Consider the following 21,234-nt stretch of genomic DNA (forward strand, 5'->3'; position numbering starts at 1 on the left):
CCCCCGGCCCGTGCGGGCCTTACTTGACCTTGACGGACAGCGTGGCGTTGACGCGGTACGGCACCACCAGCGGCGCCGACTGCAGCATCAGGAAGCGCACTGCGGGATCCGGCTGGGTCCAGGACTTGGAGAAATAATCCAGCGCCTGCATGCCCGCGGCCTCGTCCTTGATGGCGCCGTAGTGCTGCACGCCCTCCAGCGTCGCCGCCGGCATCAGGATATAGTCGTCGGGCAGGAAGTCCTGCGTGACGCCGTCCTCGTCGACATACTGGTCGTGATAGATCCAGATGTGGTAGTCGCCGACCGTGCCCTTGTCGGTAAACCCGAGTTTTGCGGCGTCGGGCCCGACATCGATCGAAGTGCGCGAGCTCAGATTGAGCTGCGAGCTCAACAGATCCTTCACCTCGTCGAATTCGCGGAACAGATTCCAGACGTTCTGCGCCATGATGACGTCGATCGGCGAGGCGCCCGACTTGGTGCGCACCAGGCCGGCCCAGGATTCGAGGTCGGCGAGCGGCGTCGCCGATCCCTGGTCCCATTTCGCGCCGCCCGACAGCACCACGGTCAGCGACGCGTCGCGGCCAAAATCGACCACCGTTGTCGGGTACTTTTCGCCCGAAACAGTCACCTTGCCGGTGCGCAGCACCTCGGCGGCCATCCATTCCATGCGCCGCTGCAGCATACCGAGCTGGTCTTCGGATTCCTGGGCGATCGCGAGCTGGCGATTGGTCATCGGATCGAGCGCGCCATAGATCGGCTGGCCGGCACGGCGGCGCACCGGCTTGCCGTCCTCGAAGACGCGCTTGTCCTTGATGTACGCCGGCGCGAAGCTGTTGGTCTGGTAGCCCTGCGACTGGACGATCTGACCCTCGACCAGGGGCGAGCAGAATGGCGCCAAGCGCGGCTTGCCGGTCAGCACGTCGAAGAAAATCTTCTCCTGCGTCGAGACCGAAACCTCGCCGAAATAGCGATTGAGCAGGAACGGCGGCCGAACCGTCGATTTGAGATCCTGCACCACGCGGTTAAGCACCGCGGACGAAAAGATGTCCATTTGAGGACTCCTGTTGATGATGTTTGAACGGTGCCACGCCGCGCGGGATGCGATGCGCGTATTCCGCCAGGCCGTGATCGGCCCGGCGCCCTACTCGACTTAGGAATCAGGTGATCGCGTTCTGCAGGTTGATGCCGACGTCGCGCAGCGACTCCCGCACCGAGTACTTGTCGTGGCCGGCGCCGAACGACAGCTGCTCCTCGTTGAAGGTGCCGGCAAAATAGGCGACCGTAGTCTTGGCGCCGCCGGAGGCATCGCAATCCTCGGCCAGGATCACCTTCGGCGTCTGCGAGCCGTCGCTGGCCGCGGCAACGCTGAGGATATAGCCGCCGCCGGGATCGGAGTCCGAGCCTTCCTCGTGCTGACCGAGCACGGCGCCGCGGATCAGATTGCCGGCCTCCAGCGTGATCTGGCGAGAGGTGGTCGGACCAAGCACCAGCGCGTCCTGGGACGAAAGCGAACCTTCACTCGTAAATGCGGCCACCATGGGCGCGCTCCTTTTTGCGTTAGAGAGATTGAAAGAAACGACGGCCGAGACTGAAACGCCGGCGCCGCGCGGCTTTACACCGTTACTTGGCAGCAGCCTTGGCAGGCTCGCCGCGATAGGCACCGACGATCGCGGACGCCATCGCGGCGGCCTTCTGCTCATCGGTCTGCGCGCCGGCGTTGGCGTCGGCGCCGACATCGGGATTGGTCACGCCCGCCATCGCGGCCGCGAGCGGGTTGACCTGTGCGGCGGCCGCGGCCTGCGCCGGCGCCTTGGCGAGGATCCCCTTGGCGGCGTCGGCGGTCATGTCGGTCGAGAACGCCAGATGGTTGGCGAGATCGGATTTGTCCTTGGCTTCGTCCGAGGAAAGGATCGCCGAGATCCGGGTGCGCTCGGCGCTGGTGCCTTCCTTGGCGCCTTCCAGCTTGCCGGCAGCGTGGCCCTCGGAGCGCGCGGTATCCAGCGTAGCGGTCGCGGCGGCCTGCCCGGCCGGGGGTACTGAAGCAGCAGTCGACATTTGAGGATCTCCTTCTTCGTCATCGTCCGGATCGGACAGTTCGGGTGAAAACGCAGTTACAGCATCGTCGAGCGGCGCGATCGCATCGATCAGCTTCAGGTCGAGCGCTTCGCTGGCGTGGTAGCATTCGGCTTCCGTGGCACGGACAACGGCGATATCGATGCCGCGGTTGCGAGCAACCAGGGCGCAGAACTGCTCGCCTGTTTCGTCGCACCACGATTGCCAGCGCGCCTTCACTCCATCGGGCAGCGGCTGGTAGGCGTTGCCGTCGACCTTGTGCTTGCCGAAGTGCACGAAGGTAATCTTCATGCCGTGCTCTTCCATCGCGCGGCTGACGTCCAGGTGCGTCATCACCACGCCGATAGAGCCGATCCCGGCATTGCTCGACCCGGTGATCACCTTCGCCGCGCTGGCGACGGCATATCCGGCCGAATAGGCCATCTGCGCAAACGCCTTGATCGGCTTGATCGCCCGCCCGGCATAGATCTTGTTGGAGAGGTCGAAACATCCATCGCCCTGCCCGCCATAGGAATAAACGATCAACGCAATGCCGCGCACGTTGCCGTCGGCAAGGCCGCGCTCGAGGGCGCGCGCGATGTAGGCATACCCCGTCGCATACGATCCCAACGCCCAGGGAAAGTCATAGAGCAACACGCCCTTGACCGGGATCTGCAGAATCCCATCCACCACGACGTAGGGTCGATACATGCTGCGCCAGTCATCCGGCGCGAACCAGAAATTGTCGCTCGCGCTGAATTCGGCCGCCGCCATCAATTCATGCGCGCGCGGGTGCTGCAGGATGGCAGAGAGGTCAGCCTCAAAGCGGCTGCCGGCGCGCGGGTCGATCAGCGCCGGTACATCCGCAAAGCGAGCAAGCAATGGATTGTTCATGCGGCGGCGTCCTGCTGCTGGTTCTGGTCCTGCTGGTTCTGGTCCTGATCCTGCTCGTTCTGGTCGGCGGCGACCTGCACCACCTTCACCGGATTGAGCACAACGTTATGCTCGCGCATGTAGGCCTGCTCGCGGGCGAGCTGCTCGATGGTCTGGCGCCAGTCTCGGCCCTGCTCGGCGCATTCGTCCTCGAGCGTCGAGATCCCCATCTGCATGCGCAGCTGCGCCGCGGTCGCTTCCTTGACCGGGTCGATCCAGCCGCGGCCGGCGCCGATCCATTTGGCCTTGGTCCAGGCCACGCGGTTCTTGTAGAAATCCGCCGGCGTGCAGTCCGGGATATCGCCAGCGTTGACGGCCTCTTCAAACCAGAGCTCGTAAACCGGCGTCGCCCAGCCCTCGATCATGAACTGGCGGCAGCCGGAGAAATAGCGCCAGCCTTCGAGCAGCGCGGCGCGCGCGCTGGAATAGTTGGTCTTGGAAAAATCCTTGAACACCAGCTCATAGGGCATGTTCATGCCCGCCGCGATGTGGCGCAGCATCAAGGTCGCAAACGACTCCAGCTCGCTGGTTCCGCGGGCCGGCGTGAACGCGCTCATCTTGGTGCCAGGCGGCAGCGGCACCATGGTGCCGCCGCGCATCTGGATGCGCCATTCCTTGAGCTCGGCTTCGAAACTGGCGCGCTTGTCGCCGCCTACCAGTTCGGCCATGCTCTCCTGGTCGAGCGGCGTCTCGATCGCGGCGAAGATCATCGCGTCGAGCACGGCGACGCGCAGCTTCTCCAGCATCAGCTTGTCGAACGAATTGAACATCCGCGTCACCGCGGCGACGATCGGCTTGCCGCGGTTCTGACCGATGCGCTCGGCGTCGAACAGGTGAATCACCCGCTTGCGGCCGAACGGCAGATAGGCCGGGATCCGCTCCCACTCGCCCGCGCCGAACGAGGACAGGCCGAACGAGAACAGATCGCCGGGATGCGTCTTGCGGATGTTGTAGGCGACCGGCGCGCCATAGCGGTCGATCTCGACGCCGTTGCGCAAGGTCGCGGTATCGGCGCGCCCCTGCGGGTTCGACAGCCGCGCAGGATCGACCAGCTGCAGGCAGGTATTCCAGCGCGAGTTGTTCTTGGTCAGCCACAGCGGCAGCGCCAGCACCTCGCCGGCGGAGGCGATGGTGCGATAGGCGAGCCGGGTCTGGCCGTGAAACGACAGCCGGTCGGCGGCGTCGAACCAGGTGGTGTCGGCGAAACTCGACCACAGCGACTCGACCTCGAGGCCCCATTCATCGGACCAGCCGACCGGCTTTTTCAGCGCGACGCGGTCCGGCGTCGGCTTGCACATCAGCCGCGGGCCGACGACGTTGTCGACCAGGGTGCGCTCGGCGCCCGCCGCAATGCCGTTGTTGCGCGCCAGGTCGTCGGAGCGCGCGACCATGGTGTCGAGCTCGCCGAGCATCGCGGCATCCGGCGACAGCCGCATCGGCGCCCAGCTCGCCATGTCGCGCGCGCCGAGCGAGGCCGCGGCGTGCGCGGTCTCAATCTCGGGACGGACCGACATCGACGTCGACGCGCGAACCGTCACAGCGCCAGACGACGACTGGAACGGGTTAGGCAGCACCTCGGACGATTCCATGTTGCGCTGGCCTCAGTAGACGAAATTGATCGGACGGCGCACCTGCGTCGGCGCGGCGTTGGCGCCCGCAAGCTGCGATTTCAGCGAGGCGATGTAGCTGTCGAGGTCGGCAAGATTGGCCGGCGTGAACTGGGTCGAGGTGTCGCCGTGCTGCAACCGCTCGACCTTGGAGCCGGTGACCAGTTTGTGGCGGGCAGCCTCGGCCTGCGTCAGCCAGGTGCGCAGCGTCGTGGTGTCGGTCATCGTGGCCTCACAGATAGGGATCGTCGCTGACGATGATCCGCGGCGCGGCGGGTTTCGGCGCCGGCGCCGGCCGCTTTGCCGGCACGGCCGCGGCGGGTGCCGCCGGCGATGCTTGTGGCGCGGTCAGAAGATCTTCGAGATCGCCCTGCATTGGTGCGATCGCGGTCTCGCGCTCGAGTTCGTAGTTGGTCCAGACCTGGTCGGGCATGCCGCGGACGCCGAACCGGATCGAGGCGGCCTCGGCCTGGTTCATGGTGTCGAGCGCCTCGTTGGCCTGCGCCGCGTCCTTGGTCCAGCGATAGACCGTGAAGCCGTGGCGTTTTTCCGGCGTGCGCCGCTCGGCAGTCAGCTGGCGGAAATATTCGTCGTCGAGGCCTTGCGGGAAACTGACATAGCCGTCGGCGAGCGGATCGTCCTTGGCCAGATCGCGGTAAAACCCCATCTTCATGATCGAGGCGTTGAAGTTGTAGAACCGCGAGGCGTAGCGCAGCAGCTTGCCGGTCTTCTCGTTGGTCTCGCGGCGCACCCGGATGAAGCGCGGTGCCTCGTCGCGGTTCGAGCCGCGGACCATGATCAGCTTCGAGCGCGGAAACTTTTTCGCAAAACTCCAGACGTCCTCGGTCCAGGCGTTGCCGTCGATCGCGGCCATATCGGCGGAAAGCGCGTGACCGCTGGCATTGAGCCAGGTCTGCTGCAGCAGCGCGCCGAGCGTTTCCTGCGCGCCCTTCTCGCTGATGTGGCCGCGCACGATGCCGTAATCGACGACGAAGCGGCGGTAGTTCCGACCGAAGCCGACCAGGTGCCACTCGACGCGATCGCCCTGGCAGTCGATGCCGAGGAAGATCAGAAGCGCGCCCGGCGGGATCTTGCCGCGCGGATAGCTCGAGGCGGCGGCGCGGTCGCGCAGCTTTTCCCAGGGCGGCGCCTCGCCTAGCGCGTGGTACGGTTTGCCGGTGGTGTCATTGGCGAAGGTTTTCTCGCCGGCCTGGTCGCCCTTGTACTTCAGATATTCGCGCGCGATCCGCTCGAAGCTCTGCAGGTACGAATAGGCCGACCAGATCCAGAAACTGCGGTGCTCACGCTTGGCGCGCGCGTTGTGGGCACGCCACTCGAACCGGGCCAGCATCTGCGGGCGGTGATGCTCCTCGATCGTGACGCCGCAGGCGACGCACGAGAAGCACGCGGCCTCCGGCTTTTCGGGGTCGAGGCTCGCCAGCATGTTTTCCCATTCGAGCACCTGGTAGTGATCGCAATGGGGACACGGCACATAGGGATATTCTTGGCTGCCGGCCTCGAAGTTCTTTGTGATGCGGCAACCCGGCATTACCAGCGGCGTCGAGATCTTCAGAACCTTGGCGAATTCGACCGCGCGCGAGCGGTTGTCGGCCTGCGATTCCGGATCGCCCGCGGCGTTCAGATCCCATTTCGCGAGATCGTCCTGCACCTGGAAATCGACGGTGACCTGCGACAGCGAGGCCGGCGAGTTGGCACCGAAGATCAGCAGCCTGAAATTGCCGTCGCGGCGTTCCTTGAACAGCACCGCATCGGCGCCGTCGCGCGAGCGCTGCGGAAAATCGGCCCGCAGCGCCGGCATCGCCCGCGTCATCGACGCCAGCTTGATCTTCGACCAGCGGCTGGCGTTGTCCTCGGTCGGGTGCGCGTAGAGGAACGTGCCCTTGCCGAGCGCCATGGTGCCGCAGGTGAACACGTTGGCGATCGTGGTCTTGCCGACCTGCGCCGAGCCCAGCAACGTGACGAAGCGGCAGGGATCAGCGGGCGACAGCGCGCGCAGGATTTCGTCGAAATACGGAAAGCGGCCGCGGTTGTAGGGTCCGCGGAAAGAGCCCTCCTCGATCACTACGTTGTCGACGGCCCAGCCGAGATAGTCGATCAGCGGCGACGGCTCGATCGCACTGGCCATCGCCAGCATGGCAAGGCGCTCGGCGTTGGCCAGGTTGATACCCATCAGGCCAGAACCAGTTCGTCGGTGTCGCTGGCGAGCTCGGTCTCGACGATCGCAGGCAGCCCGGCCGCCTCGGTGCGCAGCGAATCCGCCGCTTGCTGACGCAGGCCGCGGAATTCGGCGCGCAAGGCGTGCAGCACATCGCGCTGCGGCAGCGAGAATTTCGCCGCCAGCGCCGAGGCGATTTCCGGCAGACTGCCGTCGATCATGGTCATGGTCTTGCCTGCGATCTTGGCCATTTGCGCGCTGGCCGCCTGGGCGTCGACGTAGCGACCGGCGCGGGCCGCTTCCTCCTCGGCCCGCTTGCGGTTCTCACGCTGCAGCGCCTCGAGGCGCTCGCGCTTGAACGCTTCCTCAAACTTGTCGGTTGCCGGCGCCGCCGCGGCGGGCGCAGCAGGTGGTGCCACAGCCAGCGGCATCTCGGGCGAGGCTTCCGGCGTATCGCCGAGCCTGGTGGCGAGGCCGTTGCCGACGCGCTGGCCGATGTCGAGCCGCTCGCGCAGCTGCTGGTCGGCGATGGTGACGTCGATCTGAGCGTTGCGGCCCTCGCCGACCAGTGCCGCGCCGTTGATCTTGCCGCCCGATATCCACTGCGACACCCGCGCCGCCGAGACGTTCTTCAGCCTTGCAAACGCGGCCTTTGAGACAACCTGCGACATCACATCGGAACCAAGGTTCCACCCCGCGTTAAGGTTGCTCTTAAGTGCAGTTTTAAGCCTTCACTTAAGGATCGAAGATCGCAGATCGGCTGGAGACCCCAAGCTCTTCGCCCCACCGCATTGCATTTCGCTGGGGAAGGACCCGTTGACGCCACCCCCTTCGATCCAAGAAAGGCGGGCCGCCGGCCCGGAAGCTGGCGGCCCAGTCAAAGGGAGGAAACGCCCAAGGAGGGCAGCGACCGTTGGGCTACCCAGCACAACGACCGCACACCTATGCACTTAGAAACGACAAAGGCCCACATGCGCCGCGATAGGGGCATGCCGGGCCTTGAGACTGTCACGGTCTGATGAAGCGCTTACTTCATGACCAACTCCCAATGTTGATTGATGATCGTTGTGATCGTCGCGTTCATGCCCTTCCACAGGGCCTGCACCCTATGCACACAAAAGCCCGGCACGTTGCCGTGTCCGGGCTTCAGGTAGGTGCCAGCTATCCGCTCCAGCAACCGTTTTTCTTTCTGCCGCGCATGTCGGATAGCGCGCTCTGGGTATTCTGCTTTGGGCACATTGAGGGCTGGTGAAGCGGCGTATCCGCTTCGGTCCACCACCTCCGTTCCTGCACTCCCCGATCATGGGGACGGTACTAGCGAGAGGCCCAAGGCCTTACGCAGTGTCTGATTCCGTATCTTTGAGTCAAGCCTCATCAACCGATCCTGGAATTCAGTCAGTGGATGAGCGGAGACAACCACATCGTCGTCGTTGGTCTTCTGCTTCCGATATCCTCGCGCCTTGCGTGGCCGCCACACCGGACGCTGTCCGTTCTCAACGGCGCGCACCACGTCAACCAGAGCGTCGCTGATCACCAAAGGCCTTCCCTCACATGCGAGAAACTGCAGCACACCGGGCGTCGACCTGATCCGGGTATAGTTTTGATCGGTCAACCACACGAAAACGAACAGATAGCCCGGGAACATTGGCCTGATGATATCGACCTTCCGCCCGCGCTTGATTTCGGTTCTCGCCTCTTCCGGCAGATAGATGCCGAAGCGTCGAGACGACAGATCCTCGGCAACAGACCGATCGGCGTTCGCATAGGTCTCGATCACATGCCACGTCGCCGCCAGATTGCCCTGCATCTCGGCATTGCGATGATCGAACGTCACAAATGGCCTTGCCAGCTCCGCCAGCACTTCCGGCGAGAACGCCTTGGGTAGCGTCGTCATTCCTCCGCATCGCTTTCCCCTCTCGCTTGTAAAATCGAACCCGGATGGAAGGCCGGGGGTTTTGCTCAAAAAAGCGGTACCGATTGCGAACCGCTTTTTTTCAAATCGCTGTGCCGCAGCGACTGGGAGGATGGATGGGAGCTTGCGATTGCTCTCAAAATATCCTCCCAACTCAAGAAACCATTGGGACACAAGGGTTTTACAAACACCTTGGGAGGAATGGGAGGAATGGGAGCTTATTTCTATTGTGAAACATGTGCCCGCGCGCCCGCGCACATATGTAGATATAGAAAAAGCTCCCATTCCTCCCGTAAGCTCCCAAGCGCAAACAACTCAACAAGTTACCGACTACGGCAAGCTCCCAGAAATGGGAGGATGGGAGGATTAGAACTCGCGGTCACCCGCTTGTTCGACCCCTCCGTTGCCGTCATTCTCTCCGGTCATCACGCGAGGATGGCCCTGCGCGTCGACAAAATCGCCCGCATCGCGGATCAGCTTCACGTCGATCCACCACATCACGTTTGATTGTTTGGAGTGGTAGCCACGTTCCTTCATCGCCATCGACAGCCCGCGCGCGCTCCAGGCTTTCTCAACCGATGATTTGCACCATGCGTCATAGACCGCGTACAGAACGCTCGACTGCACCCGCTCTCCCGGCGCGGCCGAGAGACACATGGCCGCGAAACGACCGAACGCGTCACTGTCGCTGCGATACTCTGCCGTGGCCTTGGCGACGTCCTCAGGCTCGATCAGGCGCTTGTCGCACCATAGGCGAAGGCCATCGAGCAGCCGGTTCAGGATGCCGCTGGCTTCGCTGCGCAGCTTGTCGGCGAGATGGATGTCGCGCTCTTCCTTCGGGATGGTGACATCGAACGGCACCAGCCGCAGTCGGCGCCAGATGCCCTCATCGGCACCGGAGATCGTCGGCCGGTAATTGCCGGAGATCGTCAGCTTGAACTGCGGATAGAACTTGAAGAAGTCGCGGTTGAGATGGCGCGCCTGGATCGGCTCGCCGCCGGTGACCAGCTTGACCATCGCCTCGGCGAGTTTCGAGTTTTTCTCCGGCTCCGATGTCCGCAGCATGCGCACACCTGGCAGAATGGCGAGATCCGGCGTGGCCTGTCCGGCGCTGCGCGATTTGCCGTGGTCGAGGAACGTCTCGATCGGAACCGTCTCGCCATAGTCGCCGGCAACATAGCTGACGGCATCGATCAGCACCGATTTGCCGTTGCCGCCCTTGCCGTAGAGGAACGCGAGTATCTGTTCCGATACGTCGCCCGTCATCGATAGCCCAAGCCATTGATGCAGCCAGCGCCGCATGTCTTCCGACGGCTGTACCCGCGCCAGAAACTTGTCGTATTCCGGACAGAGCGCCGCCGGCAGGTAGTCGACCGGCGATATTTTTGTGATCAGGTCCGCCGGATTGTGCGGCAGGAAGCTCACATAGTCGCCATCACTCTTGCGTGCGACCGACAGCGTACCGTTGTTGACGTTGATCTTCATCTTGTCGGCGTCGAGCTTGTCGATACCGATCGCAAAATACGGCGCGCCGCGTTTTGACAGCGCGCCAAGCTTGTTCAGTGCCTCCGAGGCACGCCCCCACCGGGCGATCTTGTCGGAAAACAGCACGACGGTATCGTCCCGCTTGACCTCAACGACGAAATCGCAGGCGCCGCGCTCCGGATCGTCGATATCGTTGCGGCCGCTTTCCCGCACCAACTCGGCTTCATCCTGGATGGCCCGCACCGTCTTGTGCTCGGCGATTTTGACCAGGTCATCAGCGCCATCGGGGCTCCAGCGCTTTCCGTCCCATGCGAGCCAGCCCAGGGCCGGGCACCACAGCAGCTTACCCTTCCAGCGCTCGCGGAAGCGTTCGGCGTTGCCAAGGTCGGTGTGCGGATAGAACGCCAGCCGCCGGTTCAGCGCGTCTTCGTCTTCAGGTGCATCCGGAGACTCGCCCCCTGCCCCCCATGCAGCATCAGCATCCGGCGCAGCTCCCGTTTGGGAGCTTGCCGATTCGCCCCCTGCTGCGGGGGGCGCGGGGGACGGCGACGAAAAGGGAGACGCGGAAGGCGGCGCGGGGTCTGCAGCGGAAGGGGAAGAAAGAATATGGACAGCCGCGCTATTCCCGGCTTCGCCGGGGCGCGACTGACTCATGATGTGAGCGCTGAAATCGCGCGGGGTCTTTTTGCCGACCTTCAGCGCGGCCGCGATCGCGGACTTCACGGCCTTGGCGCCGATCGCCTTGATGAGGCCGGCGCCGGCGGCCGCGTGCTCGAGCAGGGCCTTTGCAAAGGGTTCGTTGACGGCGCCGGCACCGATGATGCTGCCGGCCTCCGTGGCAACCTCCTGCAGCACGGTGGTCCGTGCATCGCCCTCGGCGGCCTTGAGCAGCTCAATCGCCTGATCGAGTGCGGCGAGGCCTGCACGGCGCAATTCCTCGGCCGACAGCGGCTGCGGCTCGGCGAAGGCCGGCGCCTGGTCGATCAGATCGAGCACGGCTTCAATCGTCAAAACCGATCCTCGCGCAGCACATCGTTGAAATCCCGCCCCGCCGGTGCAAACGCAATCCGGATTGTGCGGCCCGGCCGGGAGTAACGCCGCGCCGCGCGCAGCATCGCAAAGCGCGTCAGCACCGGTTCGCTGTCGCCATCGCCGAGCAGGATCAGTTCCTCGACGCTGTCCGGAATTGAAAGGCCGGGATCATCCGGGTCGGGCTGATCGTTGGGCACGCTGATGGCGCGGCCGTTCGGTCGCTTCAGCGTTGGGTGTGGGACAGTCTTGGCCGATCGGCCGGCCATGTTGCCGAGATCGCCGGCGGCCCAGAAGGCGGTATCGTCGAGCACGCGGCCAGCATTGTGGAATGAGGTCCACACAGCCAGCACGGTCTCGATCCCCTCGCCGACCACCAGGCGCTTAGGATCCTTGGTCAGTGCGATCGCGATGTGCGCGCCGGCCTTGGAGCCCCGCATTTTCTTCGAGTTCAGCAGTTCGCCCGTCTCCGGGTCGTGCAGTTCGACCTTGCCCGGCGGCTTTACGTCATCAGGTGACGTAGCGACGTTCAGCCATGTGGTATGCAGCCCACCGAACTTTCCGTCGGGGCGGATAAAGGCGGCGAGCATCGCCGGTCCCTTGTGCAACACGATCGGCGATTTGCGGCCGCGATCGTCGAGCTGCTCCCCGTGGAAGTATGGCGCAGCTGCGAGGAAGCGCAGGCCCGGGCAGGCCGCCGGCAGCACGAGGCCGCGGCCCTCGAGGTAACGAGCGGCCAGGGTCCCGTGGATCTCGCCTGCGTTCTGCCAGGCTTTCCAGAGCCGCTTGCGTTCGGCCTCGCGGAAATCGTCGGATTTCTTTTCCCGCTCGAGTCGCTTTTTCTCACGGGCCTCGTACAGCTTTTTGGAGGCGGCAGCGTCGATCTCACGCTGGCCGCCGAGACGCTCGATCGCGGCCTTGAAGTCGCAGCCCTCGACCTTCATCACCAGGTGGATGACGTCGCCGCCGTCGGGACACACCGCGCAGACCCAGCTGTCGCCGTCCTCGAGGATCTCGAAGCGCTGCGAGGTCGCACGGCCGCCGCAGACCGGGCAGGGCCCGACCAGGCGCTTGCCCATCCGCCGCAGCTTGACATATCCGCCCGCGATATCAGCGAGCGGATTGCGGGCCTTGATGTCGTCGAGGTCGTGGGTTGTAAGCCGGCTCATTCGGCAGCGACCTCGTCAGCGTCGACTGTGACATCGCCAGAGGCCTGCGCATGCTCCGCTGCATTCGGCGCCGGCACCGCCATCCGCTCCTGCAGCCGATCCATCACCATCTTGTCGCTCATGATGGCATCGATCAGACCTACTATGCCGGCGAAGTCGTCGCGCAGGCGCACCTGGTCAGGCAGCGGTTCTGTGCGCCAGCCGAGCTTGACGGCCCCGTCCTGGCTGATTTCGATGCGCTGGGCCTCGAGGTAAGCTGCGGTCTGCATCCTGAATAGCGTGGTTTTGCCGGGAGGAATCATGCCGATGCCCTCAATGCGCGCGCGGCTTCGACCTGTGCCAGCTTCGCCGTGCCATACTTGACGCGCTCCGGATCGCCGCTCGCGACGTCCCGCTTCGCCAAAAACTCGACGGGCCCGAACTTGTCAGTGAGCACGGCACCGTACTTGCGTGCGAGATCCTTCTTGCCGAGCGAGATATCGAAGTGGACCCAGGAGGCTTTGGGCGGCTGCTGCAGCCATTTCGCCTGCACGCCGATGCGCCGGGCCATGCCGAGCAGCTCGTCGAGGGTATCGGCCCACATGTGGCACATCGTCATGTGACGGAACTTGTGCTGAACGTCGTCGACATAAACGGTCATGCTGCACCATCCGGCCGCAGGCCTGCGGCATTGAGCCAGTCATTGATCTTGGTCGCAGCCAAGCGCCGCGCTTCGGTCATGTCGCTTGCCGGCCGCCAGCTGGTGGCGCTGGACTCCGGAAGCGTGAGGCGGAAACACGCCCGGCGGCCACTTTCGCCGCTCGGCATGATCTCCCCGACCTGGACGCGGCCGAGCATGATCGTCTCACGGCCGAGCGCGGCCGGCTGAAACGCCACCACGCCGTCATGCAATTCCCCGCCCATGTGATGCGTCCCGGTTGGAGATGTTGTCAGCGCTTTTTCACCGACGTCTTCTTCGCCGTTGCCTTGGTCGCCGCAGCGCGCTTCATCTGCAGATCGTTTTTCTTGGTCTCGCGCTCTGCCTTGGCCGCCCTCACCTTGTCGGCGGTGCTGGCGGGCTTTTCCGGCGCTGGCGCTGCAGGGACCGCCATCGGCGCCGGGCGCTTGTAGCCCTCGCTGCCGGGCCCCTTGTAGTGCACGCTGCGCAGCTCCTTCGGCAGCCAGCCGGTCTTGCCCAAATTGGCGATGGCGAACTTTGCGATGTCGGCCTTGGGCTTAGTCGATACCTTGCGGGCTTCGTCCTGGTTGATGGCCTCAACGATCGCTTTGAGAACAAATCCCTTCGGCGCCGATGCGAAGTAGTCCTCAGCGTCGAATCGTTTTGCGATCGCCTGATTGAACACGCCGGCGTTGAGCGTCTGGCGGATGGTGGGCAGCTTGGTCCGAACGGCGTCCGGCATATGGAACGGCCGATCGGGATCGATCATCGAGCAGATGATCTTCGCCAGCGCCTCGAACATCGGCGAGTTCACGAGCTGCGGCTCGGTGGCGATCGCGTCGCGCGTGGCGCCGATGAGCTGGGACGACAACCGCTGCTGCAGGGCGTTCGAGAGCACCTTGGATTCGGGCGCCGGCTTGCCTTCGGACGCAGCGGTTTTAGCCGCGGCTTTCTTCTGCTCTTTGCGCTCTTCCTTGACGACGGCGGCGGCGGCCTCCTTCTGTTTGGGCTTGACATGCCCGAACTCGATCTCCAGGAACCCATCGCCGTCGATTTTGACGAAGCATCCAGCACTGGCCATCATCTTCGGCGTGTAGCTGCGAAGCTCGATCGCGCGCTCGAGGCCCTGGTACGCCAGATATGCCTTTTGCTGGACACCGGTCAGCTCGGCGAAGCTGTCGCAGCCATAATACCCGGCGGCGACGTCGCTCTCCGGATTGAAGATCGCATTGAGATCGGCCAGCGCCTTTACTTCTTCCGGGGTCGGCGCGACCTCAACCTTCAGACGCGTGTAGTCATAGCGGGTGTTGCGGACGCTGTCGGCGGTAACCGCAAAGCTCCAGCCGGACTCGACCAGCTTGGCGCATTCGGCCTTCAAACGCTCGGCCGCCATCGCCTTGACCAGCTTGGGGTCGCTGACCTGGTGGTCGGTGCCGAACAGGTCGCGCGTGACCTTGCCACCGCGCGCGACATAGGCATCGATGCCGACGAACTCGACCAGCGGGCCGCTGTCATCGTCGCCGATCTTCAGGGACTGCTTGACGTCGTAATCCTCAATGCCGGCAATCCCACCGCTTCGCTCGGCGAACACGGCCAGGATATCCTCTTGCGCCTTGTGGTCCGGCGCCAGCGTGAACGCCTTGGCGACGTCGGTCTTGATCTCGCCCTTGCGCCAGAGGTCGCGGATAGTCGGCGAAAGATGGCCCAGCGCCAATGCTTGCTCGACCTCACGATCGCTCATCCCGTACTGTTTGGCGATTTCCTCGACGCTCTTGTCCTGGCGATCACGCAAACGAACGAAGGCCTCGTACTGGTCGACCGGGTGCAGCTGCTTGGCGGTGACGGCCGTCGCCAGCGAGAATTCGAACGCCTTGGCTTCGTCGACATCATGCAGCGTGCAGTTGATGGGTCGCTCCGAGGATTCCGTATAGAGCATGTGGAACGCAGCCAGGCGCCGGTTGCCGTTGGCGACCGAATAGAACCCCTCCCCCGCGTCCTTTACGATCAGGTTTTCGATTTGCCCGTGCACGTGCAGATTGGCGGCGAGTTCGGCGATGCCGTCCTGCCGGCCGGCGACGCGAGCGTTGATGCCGGCGCCGTCGTCCTGGCCGAACTTCAGTCGATTAAGCGGGACCTGCAGATCCATGGTCATCTCCCTTGGTTGTGTGTTCAATGAGGAAAGCCGCCGCCCGGCCGAGCGGCGATGCCGGCGAGCCGTCCGGGTTGCGCTTCATGGCATGGGCAATATCGACCGGCGGGCAGCCGTACTGCAGCAGCATCGACATCAGGATGGCGCCGTCGCTGGCCAGTACGTCGGCCTGCGTGTTGACCTTCTGGGCGTTGAGGAAGATCTCCACGATCGGCCCGACCAGGCCGCGTTCGCCACACACCAACTCACGGCCGAGGCCGACCTTGTAGCGCTGGCCTTCGTGCTCGATCGCCACGGTTTCGTGGGCGCGGCGGCTAGCGAGGCGATGACGTGCTGCGGGCTGCATCAGAACACCCACCACGCAACACCGGCGCCGATCGGCGCGAACAGCTTGATGGCAACGATCGCCGCCGCGATGCCAAGCAACCAGTTCATTTGCCCTCCAGCCGCTTAGTGTCGGATAGCTGTTGCTGGCCTAGGCCGACTTGCGGCATCCTAGGACCGTCGCGACCTGAAAGAGACGTTAGCTCCGGGAGGATGCCCAATTGGCACATGTCGAAAAGATCAAGGTCGACGAGGCTGAATTGAAAATTCTCATCCAACACCGGCTCGGAATGGCTGCATATCTCACCGTGCACCGGCATGCAGAGCTGGGGTTCACCGTCACCGTTCTTGCCTCCCCATCGAATGCTCTTCGTCTCCAACAAGCCGTCGATGTGATCGTAGGGGTATTGCGAGGAACGCATGAGCTCGTCGACTGATCGGGACATCATTTGCCCTCCGGCCGCTGAGACTTGATTAGCTGCCGGGACCGGATCGTCAGGGCGGCGTTGCAGAGCGCCAGCGCGCTAGTCGCGCCGCTCGACACGCACGCGTGCCAGTTCTTTCCGTCATGGTCCGGCGGATACCAGCGGACGCCTACAGCCGGCCAGCAGCCCACCGTGTCCCAGCTCAAATTCATCTCGATAAACTGCAGCCCTTGCGGAAACAGCGTCATCGCCGCGTCCATCGAGGCGGTATATGCCGCCGGCAAATGCGTGTCCGGCTGATCAGCGGCGGCGTGTATCATCCAATCGAGAATGCGATCGGCGCGACCGATCGTTTTGCAGCGATCGGCGAGCTCCTGCAGGTGCAACGCCAATCCGATCATTGGCCGCCCTCCGGCCGCTGCAACGTGTTTAGCTGCTCGATCGGCATCAGCTTGCCGACGATGACGTGGTAGCCGAGGCCCATGCATTCGCCGCAGTGCGCGAAATATTGCTTCCGCACGCGATCCGGAGAGCCAGCTTTTGCTGCTCGGTTGGTCTTTCCCGTGCCGGCGCAGGCCGAGCACTGCTCGCGGCTCTCCGACCGCCCATAGGTCTTGTGCGACACGGTTTCCGCCGGTGATTGTCGGTTTTCGTCGGTCATCGGCGTGCCCATTTCAGATGGTTGCGCCCGTACACGATCCAGAGCGCAACGTTGAGCGGGATCAGTCCCCATGTGCCGGTCACGACGATCCAGATCAGCCACAAGAGCTGATTTCCAAGGCCGACCAGCCAAGCGTTGCGATGCAGATTGCCCGCCAGCAGCGTCATCCAAATCGTGATGGCCGACAGCAGCCAGGGCAGATAGATGCGGATTGCCTCGGTCATCGCTCGCCCTCCGGCCGCTGAAAACGCGGCTCGCCTTGGTCGTCTGGCCGATCCTGCCATCCCTCCAGCAACAGCGTGTCTGGCTGCTCCGGATGGTGGCTACATCGGAGAAAAGTCGCACCGGCCTCATGGGCCTCATCAACGCAGCATTCCAACCAGCGGCGACGCTCGTCGCTGGTGACAAGTCCTGTTTTCTGCCTGATGAAGACCGGCTCGCTCATGCGTCGACAGGCTCGTATGTCGCTGCAAAAATGTCCGGCTTGCACGGATAGAACCGGCCTTCCTTAGGCTCCGGCAATATCCAGTCGCCCGGCACCAGGTACGCGCGCTGCTCGTGGATTGTCGTCACGTAGTACGCCGGCAGGTCGGCCATCGCGGAGCCTTGCGTCGGCGTAAAGAACTGCGCGAGCAACTTGTCGCGGTCCTCTTGCACGCCGGCGTGCGACACACCCGGAAACCATTGTGTTGCATCTATCACGACCGGCTTTTTTCGATATTTCGGCATGTTACGTTCCTTCGGTTGGGTTGGGCCGCTGACAGTCAGATAGCTGCCGCAACGCCGTCACCAGCAGATCGGCCGTCTCGCGGTTCCAGCACTCCGCGATCTTGATGCCGTTGCGGAAGATGAAGAGCAGGTTGTCGCGGGACGACAGGCTGCGGGCCCAGTGGATCGACGTCGAGCGGTCGTCCAGCGCAACGGCTGGCGGCGAGCTGGTGCTTTCCAACGCCCCCGTCATGCTGCTACCCTCAATTGCACATTGGCATGGGGAAGCGCTGGGCAATGGCTCGAAGATATGACGTCCTGGCTCTTAGCCTGCTGATGTTTTCGACGGTACTGGTGATAGCCATCAGCATGGACCCGAAAGGCTTCACGTTGAGCACGTGGCAGCCGTTGTTGGCAGCCATAACTGCCCTCGGAGGAGCTGGCATTGTCTATCGCGGCGCACGGCTCGCATACGAAGCTGCCATGGCCAAAGTTGCGCTCGATCGTGAACTGAATGAGCGAGAGCACGCTCGGGTCACGCTGGGTGTACTGCTGCGGCTGGAATTCTCCCTTCGCGAACTCAAGACCGAGATCGAGACCGAGCGCTTGAGAATCAACCCTCCCAATTGGGAGGGGACGAGAACGCTGCAAGCGAGCGACTTCACCCTCGCTATGGGGAGCAGACTCGATGAGGCGTGGGCAAATCTGGATCGGCTGCCACGCCAATTGTCGACAATGATCGCCGGGATCAGAGCGATCTATTTCGATTACAAAGTCATGCTGCGCATCAATGAAGATCAAAAATGGTCGTATCGTCCGGTTTCGCCGCCCAAGCAGGTCCGATACTTCGGAGAGATTTTCGACAACCTGCATGACAAAACCGTCGCCGCGCTCGAACGCGCGCGAACAGCGATCGACAATGTGAGATAGCCTAGTCACGCCGCTACCCCCGTGAATTCCAGCTCATCGCCCCATGAGACCCAGCCTGGCCGGGTGCGGCGCGCCTGCAGCTCGAGGTAATCGCCTGGTGTCAGCCGCTCGATGCGATCCAGCCAGGCATCGGGCTTGCGCGAGTGCTCCATGACGGGCGCGACGATCAGCTGTCGGACGTCGGCATAGAGCCGCTTTGGCTTTTTCTTTGAATCGGCCTTGGTCGCGAACCAGCACACTTCCGGATTGGCGCGGGTCCAGTAGCCCTGCCCCATGTGCCAGGTCGAGGCGGCGAACGGATCGAGCGGAGCGCCAATCCTTCCATCACCATTCGTCTTGACCCATGTAAACGCGGTGGTGATGTGCTGCAGGCCGTAGTGTGCCAGCAGATCGAGCGCATCCTGCGGGCACCAGTCGACCATCCACATGTAGAACGCGCCGTCATCGGCGAGCAGCTCGCCGACCGGCAGGTTTTTGATCTTGTCGACCTCTTCGGTCTTGTAGTGGATGTTGGCGCTGCGGCCCTCGCCGGCGGCGGATCGGGTCAAAAACTTCCATTGCGGGTCGGAGCCGATCGAGCCGAACTTGCGGCCCTCGCGCGCCATCTTGCCGAGATCCTCGATCGAACCGCCGCCAATGGTGCGGGCGGCATGCGCGGCGCGGCGATCGTTCTGTTCGGCCGTCTTGGCCGCTGCCTTGATCGGGTCGATCAGGATGGCGCCGCCGCTTCTGATCTTGTCGCGCGTGGTGGCGACGATCTCTTTGAACTCGGCCTCACCAAGCGCAGCTGCTCGCCGGGACGTAGCCGACAATTTCTTGTCGACGCCGATTTCCTTCAGTGTCGCAGGTCGCGCGTCGTCGACATCGGCGCCGGCGGCCTTGCCGCGCGCGCCTGGCGCGCGCAGATCGCCCGCCTTCTCGGCCGCCTCCAGCATCTCGCCCAGCTGCCGCTCACAGTGCAGCTGCAGATCAGCCGCTTCCGCCAGCAGTTCGCGGTCCTGCACTTTCTTGGCGTGCAGTTTCAAGTGATCGATCCAGTCGCGGATCTGCAACGTCGCCTTGACCGTCTTGGCCTCGGCGATCGCGGCGCGGGCCCGATCGTATGCGACCAGCAGGTTCATGCGGGGACCTTGGGGAATCCGTTGTGCTCGACGCCATCCGGCATCCGGCCGGCGGCTTTCTTGCCGACGCGCTCGACAAACGCCGCTCCAGCTTCGGGATACGGTTCAGCAGCCCGCGCGACATGCGGGTGGCCGGCCAGGCATTGCCAGCCGGACCGGGGATTGCCGGCCGCTTGCTCAGGCGTTGATGGCGCCCATTCGCCCCACTGTTTGAACAGGAAGGGTGTGCGGGCCGATGCGCATTGATCGCGCAACGCTCGCGGCCAAGCCGGATGCGCTGACCTCGCCTCTCGGCCGCTTTCACCGCCTGCGATGACCCAATCGATCACCTGCTGCTCAAGGTCACAGCCGCCTGCTACCGGAATTTCCGCGATGACCATGCGCGGATCGGCAGGGTCGTTCTCGACCCACGGTAACCACGGGGCAAGATCGATCGGACCCAGAAGCGGTTCACAGCTGAGACCGACCCACGGAATCCCGAGCTTTGCCTTGAGCGCCAGCAGTCGCGGCACGTCCCGATCGGCCTCGGCCTGGTTGACCACCGTGATGATCAGCCCGGCATGTTTCGGCCAGGCCGTCTCGCCGATCTCGGCCAGCCGCTTCTCGACGGCGCTGATGCGCTTGGTGACGATCTGGATCTCGATACGGTTGCAGGTCTTGATCAGGCCCCACGCCTCGGCAAACCATTCGACGGGCACTTCCAGATCGAACAGATCGGACATCGACTGGATGAAGACGCGGCGGGTAGAGCCCGGTCGCGGACGAGGAAGACCGAACGCCTGCGCATTGCCATCGGCAACGTGCCAATCGGCAGCAAAATCCGCGTAGCCGTTGTCGAGCCGATGGATCAACTTTGCGGCGCTCTCGATCCTGCGTCGCGGCACGCCATGGCCCCAATGCGAGCCGCCGGTGCGCTTTGCCCACGTCTCCGCATAGCAGTGATCACAGCCGGGCCCGACCTTGGTGCAGCCCCACCAGAAATTGACGGTAGCGTCGGTCCATTCGATGGCGGATTTGTCAGCCATGGGACCACCAGAAACGCTCGAGGGAAGCCCATGCGCGGCTGCCCTTGATGGTTGCGGCGATCTGGACCGCCTCCCAGGCAATCGCTCCGAGCGGCACGAAGACGATCAGCAGCAGAACTTTGACGACCCGCGTCATGTGCCCCTCGCCGCCTTCTCGTTGTTAAAGGCGATCCATGCCTCGACGCGCAGCAGCGGCAGCGCGGCGCCGGCGAGCATCAGCCATGGCGATTCCAGTGAGCGCGAGCCGGCCTCGGGCTCGCCGGCATAAAACCCCTCCAGCGCGTACACCATGACCATTGCGGCGCGCGTGGTGCGAACGGCTTCCGCCGGCCGAGCATCGGCTCCACGGATCTCGGCAGCGAGTTCGCCGAAACGGGCGCCCAGCGCATGGCCGGAATACCGGTTCGGCCGGGTGACCGTTTCCTCGGCAAAGCCGATAAGGTCGTTCAAGGTTTGCGATAACGGCCGGATCATGAGCGCTGCGCCCCGGTTCGTTTGAGTTCAGTGGCCTCGTGACGCACTAACTCCACCAACGCACCCATCACCTGCTGCCAGCGGTCCTGCCGCCCGTCGCCCACGGCATAGGCCGTGCCCATCATCGAGACGATCAGCAGCCGCACCGGATCGAGGATTGCCTTTGCCTGGGGATCGTCGACCGCCGCCATCACTTCCATTTGAGCGGACCTGGAATTGCGGCCGAGCGTGATGATGTCGTGGCGCCCGTCGAGAAACGCGGTCGCATAGGCAATGACCTTGGCGGCGATAAAATTGGCGTGTTCGGCTGGCGTGAAATTAGTGTGCACGGTGACCCCTCCATGAAGAGGGAATAGAGGGACTAGCAGCGGCGGGCCCTTGAGAGGATTTTCCATT

General features: G+C 63.7%; 29 protein-coding genes. 2 read left to right on the forward strand and 27 right to left on the reverse strand.

Going from position 1 to position 21,234, the window contains the following annotated elements; translation table 11 throughout:
* Nucleotides 1–19 precede the first annotated feature (19 nt).
* From JQ575_RS05495 to JQ575_RS05570, 16 genes are all read right to left on the reverse strand, one after another.
* Nucleotides 20–1,051 carry a major capsid protein gene (locus JQ575_RS05495; RefSeq protein ID WP_212032234.1) on the reverse strand — a complete coding sequence of 344 codons (1,032 nt, stop codon included), beginning with the start codon at nucleotides 1,049–1,051 and terminating at the stop codon, nucleotides 20–22.
* A gap of 106 nt (nucleotides 1,052–1,157) precedes the next feature.
* Nucleotides 1,158–1,538: a head decoration protein gene (locus JQ575_RS05500; RefSeq protein WP_212032235.1), complete on the reverse strand. Its 381-nt coding sequence runs from the start codon at nucleotides 1,536–1,538 to the stop codon at nucleotides 1,158–1,160.
* Between the two features lie 82 nt (nucleotides 1,539–1,620).
* Nucleotides 1,621–2,946: a S49 family peptidase gene (locus JQ575_RS05505; RefSeq protein ID WP_212032236.1), complete on the reverse strand. Its 1,326-nt coding sequence runs from the start codon at nucleotides 2,944–2,946 to the stop codon at nucleotides 1,621–1,623.
* Nucleotides 2,943–4,574 (reverse strand): phage portal protein, encoded by a 1,632-nt coding sequence (locus JQ575_RS05510; RefSeq protein WP_212032237.1) that lies wholly within the window; start codon nucleotides 4,572–4,574, stop codon nucleotides 2,943–2,945. Before JQ575_RS05510 ends, JQ575_RS05505 begins: the two co-directional genes overlap by 4 nt.
* 12 nt (nucleotides 4,575–4,586) lie before the next feature.
* A complete protein-coding gene (gene gpW, locus JQ575_RS05515) occupies nucleotides 4,587–4,817 on the reverse strand; it encodes a gpW family head-tail joining protein (protein WP_212032238.1) in 231 nt (76 codons plus the stop codon).
* A gap of 7 nt (nucleotides 4,818–4,824) precedes the next feature.
* The gene (locus tag JQ575_RS05520) at nucleotides 4,825–6,783 is read right to left on the reverse strand and encodes a phage terminase large subunit family protein (protein ID WP_212032239.1); all 1,959 of its coding nucleotides are present in this window, start codon (nucleotides 6,781–6,783) and stop codon (nucleotides 4,825–4,827) included.
* Nucleotides 6,783–7,439 carry a hypothetical protein gene (locus tag JQ575_RS05525; protein WP_212032240.1) on the reverse strand — a complete coding sequence of 219 codons (657 nt, stop codon included), beginning with the start codon at nucleotides 7,437–7,439 and terminating at the stop codon, nucleotides 6,783–6,785. Before JQ575_RS05525 ends, JQ575_RS05520 begins: the two co-directional genes overlap by 1 nt.
* Nucleotides 7,440–7,795: 356 nt before the next feature.
* A complete protein-coding gene (locus JQ575_RS05530) occupies nucleotides 7,796–8,044 on the reverse strand; it encodes a hypothetical protein (protein WP_212032241.1) in 249 nt (82 codons plus the stop codon).
* 24 nt (nucleotides 8,045–8,068) lie between these two features.
* Nucleotides 8,069–8,662 (reverse strand): transcription termination/antitermination protein NusG, encoded by a 594-nt coding sequence (locus JQ575_RS05535; RefSeq protein WP_212032242.1) that lies wholly within the window; start codon nucleotides 8,660–8,662, stop codon nucleotides 8,069–8,071.
* Nucleotides 8,663–9,046: 384 nt separating this feature from the next.
* Nucleotides 9,047–11,176, reverse strand: a complete 2,130-nt coding sequence (locus JQ575_RS05540; RefSeq protein WP_212032243.1) for a phage/plasmid primase, P4 family — start codon at nucleotides 11,174–11,176, stop codon at nucleotides 9,047–9,049.
* Nucleotides 11,173–12,363 carry a CHC2 zinc finger domain-containing protein gene (locus JQ575_RS05545; protein ID WP_212032244.1) on the reverse strand — a complete coding sequence of 397 codons (1,191 nt, stop codon included), beginning with the start codon at nucleotides 12,361–12,363 and terminating at the stop codon, nucleotides 11,173–11,175. Before JQ575_RS05545 ends, JQ575_RS05540 begins: the two co-directional genes overlap by 4 nt.
* Nucleotides 12,360–12,665 (reverse strand): hypothetical protein, encoded by a 306-nt coding sequence (locus JQ575_RS05550; RefSeq protein ID WP_212032245.1) that lies wholly within the window; start codon nucleotides 12,663–12,665, stop codon nucleotides 12,360–12,362. Before JQ575_RS05550 ends, JQ575_RS05545 begins: the two co-directional genes overlap by 4 nt.
* A complete protein-coding gene (locus tag JQ575_RS05555; RefSeq protein ID WP_212032246.1) occupies nucleotides 12,662–13,003 on the reverse strand; it encodes a DUF4031 domain-containing protein in 342 nt (113 codons plus the stop codon). Before JQ575_RS05555 ends, JQ575_RS05550 begins: the two co-directional genes overlap by 4 nt.
* Nucleotides 13,000–13,266, reverse strand: a complete 267-nt coding sequence (locus JQ575_RS05560; protein ID WP_212032247.1) for a hypothetical protein — start codon at nucleotides 13,264–13,266, stop codon at nucleotides 13,000–13,002. The genes JQ575_RS05555 and JQ575_RS05560 overlap by 4 nt, the downstream gene beginning before the upstream one ends.
* A gap of 26 nt (nucleotides 13,267–13,292) precedes the next feature.
* Complete coding sequence (locus JQ575_RS05565; RefSeq protein ID WP_212032248.1) at nucleotides 13,293–15,167, reverse strand: ParB N-terminal domain-containing protein; 1,875 nt, start codon at nucleotides 15,165–15,167, stop codon at nucleotides 13,293–13,295.
* Complete coding sequence (locus tag JQ575_RS05570) at nucleotides 15,145–15,516, reverse strand: hypothetical protein (protein WP_212032249.1); 372 nt, start codon at nucleotides 15,514–15,516, stop codon at nucleotides 15,145–15,147. Before JQ575_RS05570 ends, JQ575_RS05565 begins: the two co-directional genes overlap by 23 nt.
* Before the next feature lie 199 nt (nucleotides 15,517–15,715).
* On the opposite strand from JQ575_RS05570, the gene JQ575_RS05575 reads away from it, so the two are divergent.
* Nucleotides 15,716–15,931: a hypothetical protein gene (locus tag JQ575_RS05575; RefSeq protein WP_212032250.1), complete on the forward strand. Its 216-nt coding sequence runs from the start codon at nucleotides 15,716–15,718 to the stop codon at nucleotides 15,929–15,931.
* An 8-nt stretch (nucleotides 15,932–15,939) separates the two neighbouring features.
* Here the strand turns inward: JQ575_RS05575 and JQ575_RS05580 are convergent, their stop codons facing one another.
* The 6 genes from JQ575_RS05580 to JQ575_RS05605 are packed head-to-tail and all read right to left on the reverse strand — an operon-like array spanning nucleotide 15,940 to nucleotide 17,541.
* Nucleotides 15,940–16,320 (reverse strand): hypothetical protein, encoded by a 381-nt coding sequence (locus tag JQ575_RS05580; protein ID WP_212032251.1) that lies wholly within the window; start codon nucleotides 16,318–16,320, stop codon nucleotides 15,940–15,942.
* Nucleotides 16,317–16,592: a hypothetical protein gene (locus JQ575_RS05585; RefSeq protein ID WP_212032252.1), complete on the reverse strand. Its 276-nt coding sequence runs from the start codon at nucleotides 16,590–16,592 to the stop codon at nucleotides 16,317–16,319. The genes JQ575_RS05580 and JQ575_RS05585 overlap by 4 nt, the downstream gene beginning before the upstream one ends.
* Complete coding sequence (locus tag JQ575_RS05590; RefSeq protein ID WP_212032253.1) at nucleotides 16,577–16,804, reverse strand: hypothetical protein; 228 nt, start codon at nucleotides 16,802–16,804, stop codon at nucleotides 16,577–16,579. Before JQ575_RS05590 ends, JQ575_RS05585 begins: the two co-directional genes overlap by 16 nt.
* Complete coding sequence (locus JQ575_RS05595) at nucleotides 16,801–17,025, reverse strand: hypothetical protein (RefSeq protein WP_212032254.1); 225 nt, start codon at nucleotides 17,023–17,025, stop codon at nucleotides 16,801–16,803. The genes JQ575_RS05590 and JQ575_RS05595 overlap by 4 nt, the downstream gene beginning before the upstream one ends.
* Complete coding sequence (locus JQ575_RS05600; protein ID WP_212032255.1) at nucleotides 17,022–17,309, reverse strand: hypothetical protein; 288 nt, start codon at nucleotides 17,307–17,309, stop codon at nucleotides 17,022–17,024. Before JQ575_RS05600 ends, JQ575_RS05595 begins: the two co-directional genes overlap by 4 nt.
* Nucleotide 17,310: 1 nt before the next feature.
* On the reverse strand, nucleotides 17,311–17,541 hold the full coding sequence (locus tag JQ575_RS05605; RefSeq protein ID WP_212032256.1) for a hypothetical protein: 231 nt from the start codon (nucleotides 17,539–17,541) through the stop codon (nucleotides 17,311–17,313).
* Between the two features lie 44 nt (nucleotides 17,542–17,585).
* Between JQ575_RS05605 and JQ575_RS05610 the strand changes: the two genes are divergently transcribed.
* Nucleotides 17,586–18,218, forward strand: coding sequence for a hypothetical protein (locus tag JQ575_RS05610; protein ID WP_212032257.1), 633 nt, complete (start codon nucleotides 17,586–17,588; stop codon nucleotides 18,216–18,218).
* Nucleotides 18,219–18,223: 5 nt separating this feature from the next.
* On the opposite strand, the gene JQ575_RS44425 is transcribed toward JQ575_RS05610, so the two are convergent.
* Genes JQ575_RS44425 through JQ575_RS05635 form a run of 5 tightly spaced genes read right to left on the reverse strand, consistent with a single transcriptional unit; the run spans nucleotide 18,224 to nucleotide 21,233 of the window.
* A complete protein-coding gene (locus JQ575_RS44425; RefSeq protein ID WP_249166454.1) occupies nucleotides 18,224–19,339 on the reverse strand; it encodes an MT-A70 family methyltransferase in 1,116 nt (371 codons plus the stop codon).
* On the reverse strand, nucleotides 19,336–20,364 hold the full coding sequence (locus JQ575_RS05620; protein ID WP_212032258.1) for a DUF5131 family protein: 1,029 nt from the start codon (nucleotides 20,362–20,364) through the stop codon (nucleotides 19,336–19,338). The genes JQ575_RS44425 and JQ575_RS05620 overlap by 4 nt, the downstream gene beginning before the upstream one ends.
* Entirely contained in the window at nucleotides 20,357–20,500 is a 144-nt protein-coding gene (locus JQ575_RS05625) for a hypothetical protein (RefSeq protein ID WP_212032259.1), read from the reverse strand. Before JQ575_RS05625 ends, JQ575_RS05620 begins: the two co-directional genes overlap by 8 nt.
* Complete coding sequence (locus JQ575_RS05630) at nucleotides 20,497–20,838, reverse strand: hypothetical protein (RefSeq protein ID WP_249166455.1); 342 nt, start codon at nucleotides 20,836–20,838, stop codon at nucleotides 20,497–20,499. The genes JQ575_RS05625 and JQ575_RS05630 overlap by 4 nt, the downstream gene beginning before the upstream one ends.
* Nucleotides 20,835–21,233, reverse strand: coding sequence for a hypothetical protein (locus tag JQ575_RS05635; RefSeq protein WP_212032260.1), 399 nt, complete (start codon nucleotides 21,231–21,233; stop codon nucleotides 20,835–20,837). The genes JQ575_RS05630 and JQ575_RS05635 overlap by 4 nt, the downstream gene beginning before the upstream one ends.
* Nucleotide 21,234: the final 1 nt, after the last annotated feature.

The organism is Bradyrhizobium sp. JYMT SZCCT0428 (assembly GCF_018131075.1).
Classification (GTDB): Bacteria; Pseudomonadota; Alphaproteobacteria; order Rhizobiales; family Xanthobacteraceae; genus Bradyrhizobium.